The sequence below is a fragment of the Galbibacter sp. genome (assembly GCF_035306585.1).
Taxonomy (GTDB): domain Bacteria; phylum Bacteroidota; class Bacteroidia; order Flavobacteriales; family Flavobacteriaceae; genus Galbibacter.
On the sequence record NZ_DATGNU010000060.1, the window covers coordinates 1 to 18,024 of the forward strand.

Consider the following 18,024-nt stretch of genomic DNA (forward strand, 5'->3'; position numbering starts at 1 on the left):
GGTCCCACCTGGGCTCGAACCAGGGACCCCTTGATTATGAGTCAAGTGCTCTAACCAGCTGAGCTATAGGACCGCGAATTTGCGGATGCAATATTAGCACTTTTTTTTAAGCACTGCAAGGGATTTTTCGCTTTTGTTTTACAGGGTTTCTTTTTCTATTTCCTGGCATAATTCTATTAGAACACCATTGGTACTCTTAGGATGAAGAAAAACATACCATTTATTATCTGCCCCTTTTTGAGGAGTTTTATTCAAAACCACAAATCCTTCGGATTTTAAACGTTTAATTTCTGAATTAATATCCGATACATCAAAGGCAACATGATGGATTCCTTCACCTCGCTTCTCTATGAACTTAGCAATTGGACTATCGGCTGAGGTCGCCTCTAGAAGTTCAATTTTACTATTTCCAGTATTAAAAAATGACGTTTTGACGCCTTCCCCGCCTACCTGCTCCGTCTTATATGGTGCTACGCCAAGGAGTTTTTCAAAAATGACATTAGAAGCCTCTAGGTTTTTCACGGCAATACCGAGATGTTCAATTTTATTCATGACTGGTGTTTTGTTCAAAAATAATACTTTAAATTGTAACCATTATTCTTGTACTTTTGCACTATGGAAACAAATAGACAGAAAAAGATCGGTGGTGTATTGCAAAAAGATCTCGCTGAGATTCTTCAAAGAGCAGCAAAAGATGGAAATATGAGTGGCACGTTAATCAGTGTTACCAAAGTACATGTAACTTCTGACCTATCAGTGGCTAAAGTATTTGTCAGCATTTTTCCTCATAAAAATGCAGAAGAACTTATCGAGGGAATTCGTTCTAATCAACCACTTATCAAACACGAACTATCACAACGAACTAAAAATCAACTAAGGAGAGTACCTGATTTGAACTTCTATATTGACGATTCTCTAGAATATATCGATAAAATAGACCAATCCTTAAAGAGAAGCGAAAATCCTATAGACAATCCTGATTTATTAGACAAAAGAAAGAAGTCATAACCTTTTGAACATAGCCCTCTACATAGCAAAACGTTACCTGGTTTCAAAAAGTAGTCAAAATGCGGTTAACATCATTAATTTTGTCAGCTTTTTAGTCATTATAATAGGGGCCGCTTCACTTTTAATTGTACTTTCTGCTTTTGCAGGGTTAAAAACCCTTAGTCTGTCCTTTTCAAATTTCTCAGATCCTGACCTGATGGCCGTTTCGAAAACTGGCAAATATTTCAGGTTAACGCAAGAGGAGATCCAGAATTTAAACTCCTTAGATGGCCTATATGCTTATTCTCAGGAAGTAGAGGAACGTATTTTTTTAACCCATAAACAGAAAAATTTTATAGCTTACATCAAGGCTGTTGATAGCAACTATACACAGGTAATCGAGGTCGATAGTATGATGTATTACGGGAATTGGATAAGCAATAACCCTTACCAAGTTGTTACAGGTGCAGGTATTGCCAATGCACTTGGACTCGGCATTAACGATTACAGAAATCCTTTAAAAATTCTGGCACCTAAGCCTGGTGAAGGGAGTATTACCTCAGGGGTAGGAAGTTCATCCCGCCCATATAATGATTTATCGGTTACAGTCTCTGGAGTGTATGCCATTGAAGATAATCTGGATAAGAAATATGTTTTTGCCAAACTCTCTACCATCCAACCCTTGTTAGAAAAGGATGCAGATCAAATTACAGGTATTAACTTTAGACTAGTTCCTGGTGCAGATTTTAACAGTGTTTCCTCAGGAATTAAAGAGATTCTTGGAGACAAGGTTACGCTTAAAACTAGAGCACAACTCAACGATTCATTGTACAAAATGCTCAATATGGAAAACCTTGTCATATACCTAATTTTTACCCTGGTTTTAATTATCGCGCTTTTTAATGTAGTGGGTGCTATTATCATGATGATTTTGGATAAAAAAGCTAATATCTCTACCCTTTACAGTTTGGGGGTGTCCATCAAAAAGCTGAGAGAAACCTATTTCCTTCAAGGGTTATTGGTCACTACTGTTGGAGGGGTTATTGGTATCCTATTGGCCTCTTTTATGGTTTGGACACAACTACAGTTTCAGTGGATAAAATTAACCCCAACGCTCGCTTACCCTGTGGAGTTTCAGATAGGGAACATTGTCATTGTTTTTGTAACGATTTTTGTCCTAGGATTTGTAGCCTCAAAAATTGCGGCTAGCAGAATTACTAAAAAGTTGATCGAATTTAGTTAAACAAATTGAAAATCTGAAAACTTTTCTTCAACCTCATCAAAGGCAGCAAAAACATCTTCAGAATGGTCACTTGTCACCATTTTCATGCGATGCTCCTTAAAGTGCGGAATGCCTTTGAAATAATTCGTATAATGTCTTCTAGTTTCAAAAACACCTAACTTTTCACCTTTCCAATCAATGGACATTTGCAAGTGTCTTCTCGCGGCTTCCACACGTTCTAAAATCGTTGGTGGAGCTAAATGCTCACCCGTTTTAAAATAATGTTTCACCTCTCTAAAAAACCACGGATACCCAATGCTTGCTCTTCCGATCATCGCACCATCTAAACCATATTGGTCTCGCATTTTAACAGCCATTTCAGGGGTATCTACATCCCCATTTCCAAAAACAGGAATATGCATTCTAGGATTGTTCTTTACCTCGGCTATCGGCGCCCAATTAGCTTGACCTTTATACATTTGAACGCGTGTTCGTCCATGAATAGAGATGGCTTGTATTCCTACATCTTGTAACCGTTCTGCTACTTCTACAATTTTTATGGAGTCACTATCCCAACCTAGTCGCGTTTTTACAGTAATCGGAAGATTGGTTCGTTTTACCATTTCTTCGGTGAGCTTTACCATTAGTGGAATATCTCTTAGAATACCTGCCCCAGCATTTTTACAAACCACTTTTTTAACTGGACAACCAAAATTAATATCTATAATGTCTGGATTGGATTTTTCAACAATCTCCACGGCTTGAAGCATAGAATCAAGCTCCGCACCAAATATCTGTATTCCAACTGGGCGTTCCTTCTCGTAAATATCTAACTTAATTACACTCTTGGCAGCATCACGTATTAATCCCTCCGAAGAAATAAACTCCGTATACACCACATCAGCACCTTGTTCTTTACACAAGGCTCTAAAAGGAGGATCACTAACATCCTCCATGGGTGCTAGTAACAAAGGAAAGTCCCCTACATCTATCGATCCAATTTTCGCCACGTCTTATAGTTTTTAGCGCTACAAAGGTAAGGATTTCTAAAATTGTGAGAAATTATAGCCCCGGGAGAATTTCAGGCATAAATAGTGCATATTTTATGCATTTTTATATATTCGTGAAATGTTGAAGTAAAACAATGATTTTGACGATGATTTTACACGTTTTATCGTAGTTGATATTAATTTTATCACATCTCCCAAAGGAAAACCTATTTAATTTAACATTTTAACCACCAAAATCAATCACATGAATTGCAAAATTACAGTACTAATGTTGCTGTTATGCTTCCAGTATTGGACATTATCTGCCCAAGAAAGAATCATTTCAGGAACAGTGACGATCGAGAGTGACGCAATGCCACTTCCAGGGGTAACCGTATTAGTAAAAGGCACCCAAAATGGAACCTCAACGGATATGGATGGCCATTATTCGATTCAAGCTAACTCTGGGGATATCCTAGTGTTTTCTTTCGTTGGATTTATAACGCAAGAAATCCAAATATCACAACAAGGAACACTTAACATTGCTTTACAAGAGAGCATGCAAGGCTTAGAAGAAATTGTCATAACTGCTTTAGGTATTACTAGGGATAAGAAATCCTTAGGGTATGCCACCCAAGAGGTAGAAGGTGAAGCCTTTAGTCTGACCAACCAACAAAATGTACTTGGATCACTCTCTGGAAGAGTTGCCGGAGTTCAGGTTATGGGGTCCTCAGGAGCGAGTATGGGAGGAACTCAGAAAATAAAAATTAGAGGTGTAAACTCCATTGGAGGAGCTGATCAGCCTTTAATTGTCGTGGATGGAACACCCATTTCAAATGCCAATTTCTCTGGTAGCGATCAGGCCGATTACGGTAACCTAGCGCAAGATGTTAACCCAAATAATATCGAATCGGTAAACGTTCTAAAAGGACCCGCAGCTTCAGCTCTTTATGGAATAAGAGGTCAATATGGAGTAATTATGATTACCACCAAAAAAGGACAAAAAGGACCTCAGAAAGTGAGTGTAGATTATTCCTCCACCTTCTCCGTGGAATCCGCTTATGATTTTATCGAATTACAAAATTTATATGGAGGTGGATCAAGCCAAACTTTTAGAACATTGGATAATGGCCAACCTTATGTTGATATGAGTGTTGATGAAAGCTGGGGTCCGAGAATGGACGGAACCCCTGTGAGGCAGGTTTTTAGTTTTTACCCTCAAGATCCTGAGTATGGACAATTGACTCCTTTTCTACCCCATCCAAATAATATAAAGAACTTCTATAATACTGGAACAACCTTCAGTAATGACATCAGTGTTTCTGGAGGTAACGAAAACACCTCCTACAGATTAAGTGCAAACAATACAAAAGTAGAAGGGGTCGTTCCCAACACAAAATTAGATAGAACCAATATCAGTCTAAGTGCCAGTTTGGACCTGAGTAAAAAGATAAGTGTTCTATCAAACATCAATTATGCAACCAACAGTGGTCGACGTCCATCACAGGGCTCGGAATATGGAGGAAGTTATATGGTTCAATGGTTTCAACGAAATATCGATATGAAGCGGCTTCGAAATTATAAATACCAGGATGGCACTTACTTACATTGGAATATTGGACGTCCTAATTCCACTACTGGAGAGGTCTCAGATTTTGAACCCCTGTATTGGAACAACCCGTATTTTGAAGCCTTTGAGAACACCAGTGAGGATAAAAGAGATCGATTCTTCGGTGATGTAGGCTTTCAGTATAAAATCATACCTGAATTAGAGGTCAGCGCTTTTATCCGCACCGATATGTTTACACAAAATATTCAAAGTCGTCAGGCTTTTGGAGGTACAAGACTCCCTTCTTTCTCAATCGGAAAATATCAGAATAAAGAATTCAATTATGAAGTGTTAGCACAATACAAAAAATCCTGGAAAAATTTCTCATTAGATGCCTCTGTAGGAGGTAATATATATGATCGTGAATACACGTATTTATATCAAGAAACCGTCGGAGGTCTTTCTTCTCCAGGCTTCTACAACATTGAAGCTTCGATCGACCGTCCAGATGTAACCTCCTATCTGTTGGAAAAACAAATTCGAAGTTTTTACAGCTTGGTATCATTGGGTTATAAAGGTACTTATTACATCGATGCTTCCATTAGAAATGACAATTCCTCTACCCTTCCAAAGGATAATAATTCTTATTGGTATCCTTCGGTTTCCACCAGTGTTGTTTTTAGTGAACTCTTGGATTGGGAACCTTTGTCATTTGGAAAAATTCGAGCCAGTTATGCCCAGGCTGGATCTGATTTGTCACCCTATCAAACCAGTAAATATTATGGGGTGGGTACGGTATACCAAGGCACCAATACCATGTATGTCCCCGACAATTTGAATAACCCAGACATTGAGCCTTCTTTCTCCAACTCTTATGAGGCTGGTTTAGAATTGGAATTCTTTCATAATCGTTTAGGACTTGACCTTACATATTACCAACAGAAAAATAAAAATCAAATTTTAAATCTCGATATCTCAGGAACCAGTGGGTATAGTTCTACGGTCATTAATGCTGGTCTTATAGAAAATGATGGATTCGAGCTTTCTTTAAATGCCACCCCAGTTCAAAATGAGACTTTTTCTTGGGATATGACTTTTAATATCAACAAAAACAATAGTGAGGTGGTATCCTTGGCTCCAGGTATTGATGTCTATACCTACGGTTCAACCACCTATTCAAGTGTAACAAGTTATTTAAATTCTTACCAGGGCAAACCTTTTGGTAGCCTTGTGGGACAGGCATATCAACGGGATCCAAGCACAGGTCAAATTCTCCTTGGAGACAATAATATGCCTTTATACACAGATGCAACACATGATTTTGGCACTGTTCTTCCAGATTTTAATGGTGGTTTCCAAAGCAACCTTCGAATAGGACAATTCAACATAGCCGCCATGATTGACTTCCAAGGTGGTGGTCAATTTTTTAGCCGTTCCAAGATGCTTTCTGTCCGGACTGGACAGGATATCCTAACGGTTGCCACAAACGAAAATGGCATGAATGTTCGCGATCCATTAGAGGATGGTGGTGGTGTACAAGTTCACGGTATTTCAGCAACTACCGGAGAGCAAGTAAGTGCTTTTGTTGATGCACGATCCTATTACAGAAACGAAATTGGGCGTAGAATTTATGAAGAATGGCTTTATGATGCTTCTTATGTGAAGCTTCGCGAGGTTCGAATCCAGTATAATTTAGGGGAGAACATCATACATCACCTCCCATTTGAAACGATGAGTTTTGCGCTGTTCGCCAGGAATCCTGTGATGATTTGGCAGGAAGCTCCCAAGGGGATTAACCCATCAGAAATTTCCACTGGTGCTCAATCCATTAGTTGGTTTGAGTCTGGGCAATTACCCTCTGTACGATCCATTGGATTTAATCTAAACGTCACCTTTTAAACTACCTGACCATGAAAAATATACATATACGTTTTATACTAATCACACTGCTCTTTACAGCATGTAATAAATTTGACGAAGATATTAATATCACTACCAATGCGCCTAGTCAGGCCTCTGGCATGCAATTAATCGCCCAAGCACAGTTGTCACTTCCTGGCTTAAGCTCCTCCCCCCAAGGTACATTTTTGGCGCAATATCTAGCAGAAACGCAATATGTCGGCGTTTCACTGTATCCTGAAGAAAGCACCAGTTTTTACCCTTGGTACCAAGGTCCTCTTGCGGATCTGCAAGCTGTACTAACGTCGGAAGATTTAAATGCCAATGAAGGACCTATTGCAAATCAAAAGGCAGTAGCGCAGATATTAAAAGCTTATTACTTTTGGAATCTAACAGATCGTTGGGGGGACATACCGTATACAGAAGCCTTAAAAGGAAATGAGAATTTCACTCCAGCCTACGATACCCAAGAAAGTATTTATACGGATCTTTTTAAGCAATTAAAGCAAGCAACGCAAATGATGGTAAGCGGGGATCTATCCAATGATATCATCTATAATGGCTCTATCTCGAAATGGGAAAAGTTTGCCAATTCGACTCGGTTATTAATGGCCTTGAGACTATCGGAGGTAAATCCTGCATTGGCAAAAACAGAGTTTAATAGCGCATTAAACGATGGGGTATTTACCTCTAATGAGGACAATTTTGTCTTTCGCCATTTAGCAGAGGCAAATAATCAAAATTATTGGTATGATCAAGTAGTCAACAGAAACAGAGAATGGTGGGCACTAACAGAAGGCCTTGTAAATATGATGAAACCTGTAAGTGATCCACGACTAGAGGTCTACGGAAACCCGAACCGAACACAAGGACTATACGTTGGTTTAAAATTTGGGGAGGAAGACCACATCGGAACAGAAGAATATTCCTTGCTAGGAGATGCCATATACGCGCAAGATGCTCCTATATACTTAATGACCTATGCGCAAATTTCATTTGCTTTAGCCGAAGCGGCGCACTATGGATGGATCTCTGGAGATCCTGAGAACTACTATAAGCAAGCGATCGAAAGCTCCATAGAGCAGTGGACAGGAAGCAGCGCTGAAGCGTCAAGTTTTTTAGCCCAGCCAGAGATCGCATTTGATCAAGGAAATGCTTTAGAACAAATTGCAACACAGCGTTGGGTCCATTTGTTCATGTTTGGTTATGAAGCCTGGTCTGAATGGCGAAGAACGGGTTATCCCAACAAACTTGTTACGCCGAATGGAGTCGCAGTTCCAACTCGTTTGGCCTATCCTGATAACGAAGCATTTAACAACGAAGTAAATTATAAACAAGCCGTGGACCGTCAATTTGGTGGAGAAGATCCAATACATGGCATCCTTTGGTGGGATCAGTAAAGCGGTTTCTCATGTTACATTTTCTTTTGAATATATAGCCGTGATACAACTGTATGACGGCTTTTTTTATTTGGATCGTTCTAAATTCTATACCTTTGCTTTTATAGATAGGATTTATGGAAACTATAGCTAATCTTAGATCCGTTAATGTCATGCGATACATACTACCGCTTAGAGAAGGCGGTTCATTACCTGCCCTGGCGGAAGCAGATGACAGCTTTAAATATGTCATCAAATTTAAAGGCGCTGGACATGGGGAAAAGGCACTGATCGCGGAGTTACTCGGTGGAGAACTTGCACGTGTTCTCGGTTTTAAAATGCCCGAGCTGGTCTTGGCAAATTTTGATGAGGCCTTTGGACGAACAGAGGCTGACGAAGAAATTCAAGACTTATTAAAGTTTAGCGAAGGGCTTAATTTAGGAATGCACTTTTTGTCTGGTGCGGTTAATTTCGATCCACTGGTGATGGACGTTACGGCAAGTTTAGCTTCTGAAATCGTGTGGCTTGATGCATTTATTACCAATGTGGATCGTAGCTTTAGAAACACCAATATGTTGATTTGGCACAAAGAATTATGGCTGATTGATCATGGAGCTTCCTTTTATTTTCACCATGCTTTTACCAATTGGGAAAAGCAGGCGCTGACGGCTTTTCCTTTAATTAAAGATCATGTCTTATTACCAAAAGCAAATGAATTGGATAAGGCCAATGAGAAGTTTAAGTCCATTTTAAATGAATCCATTCTTCAGCAATTAGTAGCCTTGATTCCAGATCAGTGGTTGCAATGGAAAGAAACCGCACTATCCCCACAGGAACTTAGGGAAATTTACTTCGAATTTTTAGCCATCCGATTAAAACATTCCGAATCTTTTGTAAAACAAGCCCAGCATGAAAGACAAGCACTTATATGAATATGCTGTAATTCGCGTAGTTCCAAGAGTGGAGCGCGAAGAATTTATAAACGTTGGGATCATAATGTTTTGTAAACAGCAAAAATACTTAAAGGTAAAATACTATATTCCAGTAGAGAAATTAAAACACTACTGTACAGAATTAGATATTAGTGAACTTGAGATGCACCTTCAATCTTTTGAAAAGGTTTCAAGGGCCAGCAAGGACGGTGGTCGTATTTCTGCCATGGATGTAGCCTCACGTTTCCGCTGGCTCACCGCAGTTCGAAGCTCTTGCATACAAACCTCTAGGCCTCACACAGGTTACAGTACAGATTTAGAGGCCACCCTAGATCATCTTTTTGAAGATCTTGTACTGTAAGCCTTTCAGTAAGGTGTTAGAATAATAAGCTATCTTTAAGATCAATAATCCCTTCTGTCTTGTGATCCAAGATTCTTTTTGTACGGATATATCGGTTCAAGTTATAGGCATCGTAATTGGGATCGTTTGGATCCACACTACTTATATGAACCCTTCCCGCGGAATGAATAAATTCATTGTTTCCGATCCACATGCCCACATGGACAATGCGTTCTTTCGTTGAATCAGTGGCTTGCTTGCCAAAAAACAGCAAATCCCCTGGTTGTAACCTAGAAAAATCCTTGTCTTGATCCACCAAAATTCCCTGGTGAATTTGTTGGGAAGCATCACGTGGTATGATCAAACCATTAAGGAAGTAAATAGTCTTGGTAAACCCACTACAATCTACTCCTTTTGGCGAGGTTCCTCCCCATAGGTATGGAAGCCCCATCAGTGTTTTTGAAGTTGCTACAAGACTCTCCTTGGTTTGCGCTAGGGATGTTAGCCACTCTTTATAAGGCAACCCTTGAGACTTGGCTACAAATGCCTTTCTGCCATCAGGAAATTCAACTTGATAAAAATCCTCTTGTTGATCAATAAGTTTAAGCACATTACCCGCTACTAAATCGGATACCACTTGACCCGATTCATTCTTTTGGGCAAAAGAACTTCCAAAGGTTTTGGTAAAGATTAGTTTCTCGCTTTGCATCCAATTATCATAGCTTGTGCTATCCATAGGAACCACCCCACCAGAATCTACCCAAGCAATGTAATTGTCTGGGGTTTGTATTAGATACCAATGGTCTTGTTTTTTATAAATGCGAACAGGCATTCCAAGAGTTCCTTGGGTAACTAGTTCTGCTGAATGCCTCGGTGTAGCTCTTAAATTGGCAGCGGACAATGCAATAATCCCTTGGGTTTTTCCTTCTAATTCAGCGGCTGGTAATACCGTAACACTATCGATAAATACTATATTTAGTGCTGAAAGTTTCTCTTTTAAAGTACTTAAGGCCTGAGGAATATTCGTGGATCCCTTTAATATATAAGACTCGTTGGATGCCGTTGGTTCAATATCAAAAATAGCCACCCGAGAATCGGGTGCGTATTGGGTTTTAATCTCTTGGGTAAGCTGTGCTATTTCGGTAACCTTGCCAGGATCCGTATTGGTTTGACAACCCGCTAATACCCATATCCCTAGATAAATTAACCCAATGCCTAACTTAAAATTCCTCATCGTAAAATACTGCTAATTAAATTGCAAAATAAAGAATAATTGGGAACGCACGAGCCTTTTGCAGTAATTTCTGAAAAAGCCTCATTACAGTTCCGCTTCCTCCTCTAAGCGTTGCTGTTCTTTAATTTCGAGATCTCTTTGATTATCCTTTAAGTTATAATTCCCAAATTTATACTTAAAACTTAAGGTCAACACTCTGGTTTCGGGTCTAGCCGAGTACCAATTGTTCTGATTTAAATAATCGATCTTTAAGGGCACATTTACCGAATTAAACACATCCGCTAAGTTCATGTTAAATTCTCCTCTGCCCTCCCAGATGAGTTTGCGAAGACCAACAGAGGTTTTAAAACGGTTATTGAGGTAATAATTTCCAAAATAAAAACCGGTCAAGTACTCCAAATTAACAGTCGCTCTCCAAGTTCGATCTTTTGATAGCGTTACCCAATTGTTCAACTGTCCAAAAAAACCAAAAGTGTCTAAGTTTACTACTTCCGGATCGCTCTCAATAGCCTCAAACCCAATATTATAATAATAAGCAGAACTATAAAGACTTACAAACCAATTCTTAGTAATATAACTGTAATACGTAAAATCAAGACTGTACTGATAAAACTCTTCGGCATTAAAGTAAGCGTTGTATAAAAATTTATTTTCATTGTCCTGAAAACTAAACCGATTCAAATCCCCTTTAATATTTTGGTAATACAAATCGAAAATAAAGTTGTCGCTATAGGTATACTCTAAACCTACTCTGTTTTCAATGGACCTGGTCAAATTAGGATTTCCACTGATGAAATTGTACTCATTGATATAATAACGATATGGATTAAGACTCTGATATCTTGGCCTATTGATGCCTCTTTTATAATATATCCCAAGAAGATGGTTTTCACTTAATTGATGCTGTAGACCTATGTTTGGAAAGAGTTCAAAATAATCCTGTCCATTGATTTCTCCTAGGGCTTGAGATACACCTGAGATAGATGTGGATTCCCCTCGCACACCGGTTTGAAAAGACCATGTATCCCAGTCTTTGGAATAATTGACATACAAGGATAGATTGTTCTCCTGATATTTAAAATGGTCATCTGAGGCGTTGATAGGAACATAGGATCCGATATAAAGCATTTCACTTTTGGAACTAATGCGGGCGAATTTCACTCCAAAATCCAGCAAACTCTCCGTTTGCATTTCCATGCTATAATCTCCCTGAGCCGTGAAAATAGTATTTTGCTGATCCCCGTCGGTTTCTAGAAAGTTCTCTTGAGAAAGTTCTTCATTTGCATCGAAAAACGAAGTGTTTAATCCTTGAGTGGATGTATCATGATAATACACATAATTGGTCTGTAGCGAAAGTGAATTTCGATCATTAATTTCCTTGGTATAGGTGGCATTTACGGCAATATTTGTATTGTCATTCTCAAGAACTCCTAAAGCGTTATTACCTCCAATATAATCTCTTGTACTGGTGTAATTCCTAGTTTGTACCTGGTTGTCTACGTGATGATTTGGTTGAAAACTCACATTGGTACTAAGACTTAAAAAATTACTATCATCCAAGGTAAAATCAAAAATTGTGTTGAGGTGATGACTGGTATACTTTGAGGTTTTATACATATCCCACTCCCAGTAATCGTCCAATTGCTGGGCTTGATAAAATTGTATGTACCCCTGATCTTCTTTATACCACTTTTGTTGATTTATGTTGTATCCCGCATAAATGTCTAAAAAGTTACTCTTGTAATAGTGATTCGTTCCTAAACCGTACTTTGAATAAACTCCTTGCTTATACGTTCCTTCAAGCGATCCCTTATACCCCACTGATACATTCTTGTTGGTTTGGATATTTATAATGTACCCACTATCAGCATCATATTTTGATGATGGATTTAAGATTATTTCAATATCAGATACATTAGAACCAGCATAACTCTGAAGAAAAGATTTTAGTTCCGAGTCATCTAAGTACACCCTCCTATTATTAATATATACGGTAGTTTTGGAATTTTTTATGGAAATAACATCTCCCATTGTCAGTACCCCTGGTGTTTGTTGCAAAATCTCATAGGAAGAAAGAGAACTCAAACTAGTATTGGCCACATGAAAGACCAACTTTCCTGCTTTTTTTTCTAAAACAGGGAGATCCTTAGTGACTTCTACTGCTTGAAGTTCTTGTGTATCTACTTTTAATACAATGTCAGAAAGTTCAGTATCGGTAGTAATGTTAAGGGATGTTGAATACAAAATGTATCCTATATAAGAAGCTTGTAAAATATAATTCCCTGAGTGAAGGGATTCCAGGGCAAATGTTCCATCCTCATTAGTAGAAGTCCCTTGGACTAAAATAGAATCATTCGGATTCAGCAACACGATATTCGCAAAATAAATAGGATTCTCTTGTTGATCAATAACCCTCCCACTAATTCTAATTTCTTGGGCATTAGAAAAATAACCCACAGAAAGTATCAGTATAAGTAGAATTTTTTTGAGATGGGACATACTCTAGTAACTTTTAGTGCATAAATATAGAATTTTTTACCGATATTTACTTAATTCTACACTGGTTTTATGGCGACGAATCATAGGAACAACCCTGAAATGGTAGTGTCTTAGGGAAGTTTAAAGAACATGATAGGTGACTTTAAAGGGACACTTTTTACTCATTTGTTTGTATGAATTAATCTAAAAAAGTTATAACCCACTGATTTACTGAATCCCCTTGCATTTTTTTAGTTCTCAAATATCTTTAATATCTTATTTATACCTACTAAAATAACTTATATTTGCAAACTTAATTTCCCGTTATTTAAAGGGCTATAGGTAAATTATATGAAGCACATTAGAAACTTTTGTATTATCGCGCATATTGACCATGGTAAAAGCACCTTGGCGGATCGTCTGTTGGATTTTACTGGTACCATTACCGAACGCCAAAAACAGGATCAGTTGTTGGATAATATGGACCTGGAGCGTGAGCGTGGTATTACCATAAAAAGCCATGCCATACAGATGGAATATGTACACAAAGGCCAAACCTATGTGTTAAACTTAATCGACACCCCTGGTCACGTAGACTTTTCTTATGAAGTTTCCCGTTCTATTGCTGCTTGCGAGGGCGCACTGCTTGTGGTGGATGCTGCACAGAGTATTCAAGCGCAGACCATATCAAACCTATACCTTGCTCTAGAGAACGATTTACAAATCATTCCTGTACTGAACAAAGTGGATTTGCCTAGTGCTAATCCAGAGGAAGTTACCGATGATATTGTAGACCTTCTTGGATGCGATCCAGAGGAAGTAATACCTGCAAGTGCTAAAACCGGTATTGGTATTCAAGAGATTTTAGAAGCTATTATAGATAGGGTACCAGCTCCAAAGGGTAATGTTGAGGAGCCTTTACAAGCGCTGATCTTCGATTCAGTTTACAATCCATTTAGAGGGGTGGAAACTTACTTTAGAGTAATTAATGGAGAAATTAAAAAAGGGCAGAAAATTAAGTTCCTTGCCACTGGAAAGACCTATTTTGCCGATGAAGTAGGAACATTAAAACTTACACAATTCCCAAAACAAAGTATTAAATCTGGAGATGTTGGATATTTAATTACTGGAATTAAAGACGCTAGAGAAGTCAAAGTAGGTGATACCATTACCGATGCTGCAAATCCTACTCAAAATATGATTGAAGGTTTTGAAAATGTAAAACCTATGGTATTTGCTGGTATATATCCTGTGGACACGGAAGATTACGAAGAACTTCGTAGTGCCATGGAAAAATTACAGCTCAACGATGCCTCCTTGGTTTTCGCACCGGAGAGTTCCGCCGCTCTAGGATTTGGATTCCGTTGTGGGTTTTTAGGAATGTTACACCTTGAAATTATTCAGGAACGTCTAGAGCGTGAGTTTGACATGACCGTTATCACTACAGTGCCTAACGTAAGTTACCATGCCTATACCAAAAAAAATCCTGAAGAAATCATTGTGGTTAATAACCCTTCTGATCTTCCAGATCCTTCTAAATTAGATAGGGTTGAGGAGCCTTTTATAAAAGCCTCCATTATTACCAAAGCGGATTATGTAGGCCCAGTAATGTCGCTGTGTATCGAAAAAAGAGGGATTATAACGAATCAAACGTATCTGACACCTGAGCGTGTAGAACTACACTTTGATATGCCACTAGCAGAAATTGTATTTGATTTCTACGATCGCTTAAAAACGGTTTCTAAAGGATACGCATCGTTCGATTATTCGCCCATTGGCTTACGCGCTTCAAAATTGGTTAAGGTGGATATTCTTATCAATTCGAATTCAGTGGATGCGCTTTCTGCGCTTGTCCATGCCGATAACGCCTATGACATTGGTAAAAAAATGGTAGAAAAGCTAAGAGAGTTGATTCCAAGACAGCAATTTGATATTCCGATACAAGCAGCCATTGGAGCCAAAATTATCTCCAGAGAGACTGTCAAAGCCCTTCGTAAGGATGTTACGGCCAAGTGTTATGGCGGTGATATCTCTAGAAAACGAAAATTATTAGAGAAGCAGAAAAAAGGTAAAAAGCGTATGCGTCAAGTAGGGAATGTAGAGATCCCACAACAGGCCTTTATGGCGGTATTGAAATTAAATGATTAATTGTCGACTGATAGGTCGTAGTTAAAATGACCTATCAGTAAAATATACTCCTTATCCTAAAGAACATTTTTGAAATTTCTACAATGTTTTAAGAAAGATAGATCCCATCGATAAATTCTAAGTCGTAAGCACCCCTGCAATCCACCGTTATTTGATAGGCTTTAAAGGCATTTTGAACAGGGTTGTAAAAGCGTATATGTATCAAAGGTTCTTTAATCGATCTAAGTTCATCTACCGCTACAGTTTGAAGAATAGCATGCTCCCAAAAGGACGATTCCTCAGGTTCTTCAAAAATGACTTTATCCAAGTACTGATCAAAGATTAATTGCTTTTTGTAATAGATCTTTAAATTAGAAGTAATGCCCTTGTATTTGCTTTTCACAATGGTGCCAGGCTTACTGACAAGATGATAAATCCGATCTGTATTGGTCCAGTTATGGATATTCACTCGAAAATTATTGGTTAGTAAGGTGTCGATTTCAATTTCCGCTAATCCTTCTGGAATTTCAGTTTCATCAATGGAAATGTACTGTAAGGGTGAAAGTTTCTTAGCAGAATTTCCCGATTTATCAAGTCGGATTTCACTAACAGAACCAAATAGAATTGCAAACAATACTGCCAAAAATAGCAGTAGTTTCTTTACATTTCCCATTATATTCTTTTTAAAAAACATTTCGCTGTTGTTACGCTGTCTCTATTAATCTTGAGGATATACGATTATCTTACTATTTTCTTTAAAGTACTTATCCAATTTACCTGGTAACTTCTCAAAGTATGCATGATAGGATGGACTCGTTTTTCTCGCTGAAACCACCATAAGTACATCGTCCTCATGCATGTCCTTAGCCAAATATAAGAAGTCATCCCAATCATCAAATGAGTTGAATACAATGGGCGCCTTTAGATTTAATCTTTTAATCATTTCTTCAATGCTTTGTCTTGTTTGCTCATCACAATGAACAATCATTTCAGCACTCAATTCCTTTGAAAGACGAATGCTTTTTTTCAACCAAAGTTCAAATCCAGTCAACTGATCTACCGCAGGTGGAACAGCTACATATAATCGTTTATGAGTTCCCCATGGCTGTAACAAGTGACAGATGAATATCGTTTTGTTTGTAGATCGGATAATCTTTTCCATTTTACTTCCAACCACACGATTGATAATTCCAGAGGTATTTGGCCATCCGAGAATCAATAAATCTGCCATGTGTTCCTTAGAAGCCCTAGAGATCCCTACCGAGATACTCTGATCAATGGTTGATATAATCTTAACCTCCGTTTCAGATGCAGAAGCCTGTCTAACAAAGCCTTCAAGTTTATTATTTGCTTGTGCAATATTAAGTTCTGCTTCCTCATTATTGGGAACAACCGTTAATATCCGTACAGGATTATTAGAAGCTTTATCCTTTACCAAAATGGCAAATTCTAATAGTTTATCGAAGTTTACAATATTTGCAATGGGCAGCAAAATACTCTCCTTTTTAAATGTCGAGCTATTTCTAGCTGAATTTAAATCTTCATTTTCTTCTTCTTTAACCATCCTTTTAGCGGCATTTTCAGTCACTAAGGTCGACACAATGGAGGTAATTAAAATGAGAATAATGGTACCATTTAAAATGGTGATATCTAAAATTTCGGCTTCGTAACCAACCATAATAACGGCCAAGGTAGCAGCAGCATGACCACTACTTAAACCAAAAATCATTTTTCGCTGTGTTGGAGAATAGCGAAATACTTGTTGGGTTAAAAAAGCTGCAACCCATTTTCCACATATAGCGACCCCTGATAGGGTGAGCGCAACAATAATAGCATTCCATCCCTCTAGAATGATACTTACATCCACAAGCATCCCCACACTAATTAGAAAGAAGGGTATAAATAGGGAGTTTCCTAGAAACTCTATACGATTCATCAGGGCCGATGAATGCGGAATCAAACCATTTAAAGCCAGTCCAGCTAAGAATGCTCCGATGATCGGTTCTACTCCTGCCAATTCCGCCAAAAATGAAGCGAAAAACACCATGGCCAGTACAAATATATAATGGGAGTGTTGATCCTTCTCCATGGAGGTAAAAAACCACTTTGCAACCCTTGGAATAACCATAAAAATAATTGCGGAGAAAATCGCTAATGAAATAATGAGTCGAATCCAAAAATCCATGGTGAGTCCACCTTCCTGTGCATTTCCTAGAATAATTGCCAAAACAATTAAAACTGCTGTATCCGTTAAGATCGTCCCTCCAACTGTAATGGCGATCGCCTGATCCTTTGCAACTCCTAATCTACTCACTACCGGATAGGCTAGCAAGGTATGGGTGGCAAACATACTAGCGGTTAAAAAACTAGTGTTAAAGTCATACCCAAGTAAATAATGAACCACTGGAAAACCAATAGCTAAAGGAAGTACGAAGGTAAAGATTCCAAAAAGTAAACTTTTATGTTTATTGACCTTGAATTCATTCATGTCAAGTTCCAACCCTGCGATGAACATGATGTAGATCAAACCAATGGTTGAAAAGAGTTCAATAGCCGCGTTTTCTTCCAAAATTCCAAGACCAAAAGGACCAATGATAATACCAGAAACGATCAATACGATAACACCAGGAATATTCAGTCTTTTAAATACATGAGGAGCAATTAATATGATAAATAAGATTAGCGAAAATACCAAAACGGGATTACCTAGGGGCAAATGAAATTCGTGCTCTAAAACTTCCAAAAATTTATCCATTCTCCAACGTTTTTTCTATTTCCATGCTAAAATAAAATAAAATAAAAAACAATCGCTAGTATTTTACTTTATCTTGGTAAAAATTGTCCATTCGATTAGATTGGTCTATTAACTTTGTTAAAGATTACATAAT

Annotated in this window: 13 protein-coding genes and 1 tRNA gene; 7 read left to right on the forward strand and 7 right to left on the reverse strand. The window is 38.2% G+C overall.

All coding sequences use genetic code 11. The features are described 5' to 3' along the window. Window positions 1–73 (reverse strand) — tRNA-Ile (locus VKY50_RS06655). 65 nt (window positions 74–138) lie between these two features. Beyond that, window positions 139–552 carry a methylmalonyl-CoA epimerase gene (gene mce / locus VKY50_RS06660; RefSeq protein WP_324300129.1) on the reverse strand — a complete coding sequence of 138 codons (414 nt, stop codon included), beginning with the start codon at window positions 550–552 and terminating at the stop codon, window positions 139–141. A 63-nt stretch (window positions 553–615) separates the two neighbouring features. On the opposite strand from mce, the gene rbfA reads away from it, so the two are divergent. Then, on the forward strand, window positions 616–1,008 hold the full coding sequence (gene rbfA / locus VKY50_RS06665) for a 30S ribosome-binding factor RbfA (protein WP_324300131.1): 393 nt from the start codon (window positions 616–618) through the stop codon (window positions 1,006–1,008). Window positions 1,009–1,012: 4 nt separating this feature from the next. Next, window positions 1,013–2,230 carry an ABC transporter permease gene (locus tag VKY50_RS06670; RefSeq protein ID WP_324300133.1) on the forward strand — a complete coding sequence of 406 codons (1,218 nt, stop codon included), beginning with the start codon at window positions 1,013–1,015 and terminating at the stop codon, window positions 2,228–2,230. On the opposite strand, the gene dusB is transcribed toward VKY50_RS06670, so the two are convergent. Further along, the gene (gene dusB / locus VKY50_RS06675; RefSeq protein ID WP_324300135.1) at window positions 2,227–3,219 is read right to left on the reverse strand and encodes a tRNA dihydrouridine synthase DusB; all 993 of its coding nucleotides are present in this window, start codon (window positions 3,217–3,219) and stop codon (window positions 2,227–2,229) included. The genes VKY50_RS06670 and dusB overlap by 4 nt on opposite strands. Window positions 3,220–3,463: 244 nt before the next feature. On the opposite strand from dusB, the gene VKY50_RS06680 reads away from it, so the two are divergent. The 4 genes from VKY50_RS06680 (at window position 3,464) to VKY50_RS06695 (ending at window position 9,318) form a co-directional block, all read left to right on the forward strand. After that, window positions 3,464–6,646, forward strand: a complete 3,183-nt coding sequence (locus tag VKY50_RS06680) for a SusC/RagA family TonB-linked outer membrane protein (RefSeq protein ID WP_324300137.1) — start codon at window positions 3,464–3,466, stop codon at window positions 6,644–6,646. An 11-nt stretch (window positions 6,647–6,657) separates the two neighbouring features. Then, window positions 6,658–8,046: a SusD/RagB family nutrient-binding outer membrane lipoprotein gene (locus VKY50_RS06685; RefSeq protein ID WP_324300139.1), complete on the forward strand. Its 1,389-nt coding sequence runs from the start codon at window positions 6,658–6,660 to the stop codon at window positions 8,044–8,046. 116 nt (window positions 8,047–8,162) lie between these two features. Next, complete coding sequence (locus VKY50_RS06690; protein ID WP_324300141.1) at window positions 8,163–8,957, forward strand: HipA family kinase; 795 nt, start codon at window positions 8,163–8,165, stop codon at window positions 8,955–8,957. Next, window positions 8,935–9,318 carry a DUF3037 domain-containing protein gene (locus VKY50_RS06695; protein WP_324300143.1) on the forward strand — a complete coding sequence of 128 codons (384 nt, stop codon included), beginning with the start codon at window positions 8,935–8,937 and terminating at the stop codon, window positions 9,316–9,318. The genes VKY50_RS06690 and VKY50_RS06695 overlap by 23 nt, the downstream gene beginning before the upstream one ends. Window positions 9,319–9,334: 16 nt before the next feature. Here VKY50_RS06695 and VKY50_RS06700 read toward each other — a convergent pair whose 3' ends face one another. Both VKY50_RS06700 and VKY50_RS06705 read right to left on the reverse strand, forming a co-directional pair. Further along, window positions 9,335–10,531 carry a C40 family peptidase gene (locus VKY50_RS06700; protein WP_324300145.1) on the reverse strand — a complete coding sequence of 399 codons (1,197 nt, stop codon included), beginning with the start codon at window positions 10,529–10,531 and terminating at the stop codon, window positions 9,335–9,337. 84 nt (window positions 10,532–10,615) lie between these two features. Further along, window positions 10,616–13,030 (reverse strand): outer membrane beta-barrel family protein, encoded by a 2,415-nt coding sequence (locus tag VKY50_RS06705; protein WP_324300146.1) that lies wholly within the window; start codon window positions 13,028–13,030, stop codon window positions 10,616–10,618. 330 nt (window positions 13,031–13,360) lie between these two features. On the opposite strand from VKY50_RS06705, the gene lepA reads away from it, so the two are divergent. After that, window positions 13,361–15,157 (forward strand): translation elongation factor 4, encoded by a 1,797-nt coding sequence (gene lepA / locus VKY50_RS06710; protein ID WP_324300148.1) that lies wholly within the window; start codon window positions 13,361–13,363, stop codon window positions 15,155–15,157. Between the two features lie 88 nt (window positions 15,158–15,245). On the opposite strand, the gene VKY50_RS06715 is transcribed toward lepA, so the two are convergent. Together VKY50_RS06715 and VKY50_RS06720 are read right to left on the reverse strand one after the other, a co-directional pair. Beyond that, the gene (locus VKY50_RS06715) at window positions 15,246–15,809 is read right to left on the reverse strand and encodes a hypothetical protein (protein WP_324300150.1); all 564 of its coding nucleotides are present in this window, start codon (window positions 15,807–15,809) and stop codon (window positions 15,246–15,248) included. A gap of 45 nt (window positions 15,810–15,854) precedes the next feature. Beyond that, the gene (locus VKY50_RS06720) at window positions 15,855–17,891 is read right to left on the reverse strand and encodes a cation:proton antiporter (RefSeq protein WP_324300152.1); all 2,037 of its coding nucleotides are present in this window, start codon (window positions 17,889–17,891) and stop codon (window positions 15,855–15,857) included. Window positions 17,892–18,024 lie beyond the last annotated feature (133 nt).

Coding starts and splice junctions, on each gene's coding strand:
- VKY50_RS06690 (WP_324300141.1), top strand. CDS start 8,163: ATGGAAACTATAGCTAATCTTAGATCCGTTAATGTCATGCGATACATA.
- VKY50_RS06685 (WP_324300139.1), top strand. CDS start 6,658: ATGAAAAATATACATATACGTTTTATACTAATCACACTGCTCTTTACA.
- VKY50_RS06695 (WP_324300143.1), top strand. CDS start 8,935: ATGAAAGACAAGCACTTATATGAATATGCTGTAATTCGCGTAGTTCCA.
- VKY50_RS06700 (WP_324300145.1), bottom strand. CDS start 10,531: ATGAGGAATTTTAAGTTAGGCATTGGGTTAATTTATCTAGGGATATGG.
- lepA (WP_324300148.1), top strand. CDS start 13,361: ATGAAGCACATTAGAAACTTTTGTATTATCGCGCATATTGACCATGGT.
- mce (WP_324300129.1), bottom strand. CDS start 552: ATGAATAAAATTGAACATCTCGGTATTGCCGTGAAAAACCTAGAGGCT.
- VKY50_RS06705 (WP_324300146.1), bottom strand. CDS start 13,030: ATGTCCCATCTCAAAAAAATTCTACTTATACTGATACTTTCTGTGGGT.
- VKY50_RS06720 (WP_324300152.1), bottom strand. CDS start 17,891: ATGGATAAATTTTTGGAAGTTTTAGAGCACGAATTTCATTTGCCCCTA.
- rbfA (WP_324300131.1), top strand. CDS start 616: ATGGAAACAAATAGACAGAAAAAGATCGGTGGTGTATTGCAAAAAGAT.
- VKY50_RS06715 (WP_324300150.1), bottom strand. CDS start 15,809: ATGGGAAATGTAAAGAAACTACTGCTATTTTTGGCAGTATTGTTTGCA.
- VKY50_RS06680 (WP_324300137.1), top strand. CDS start 3,464: ATGAATTGCAAAATTACAGTACTAATGTTGCTGTTATGCTTCCAGTAT.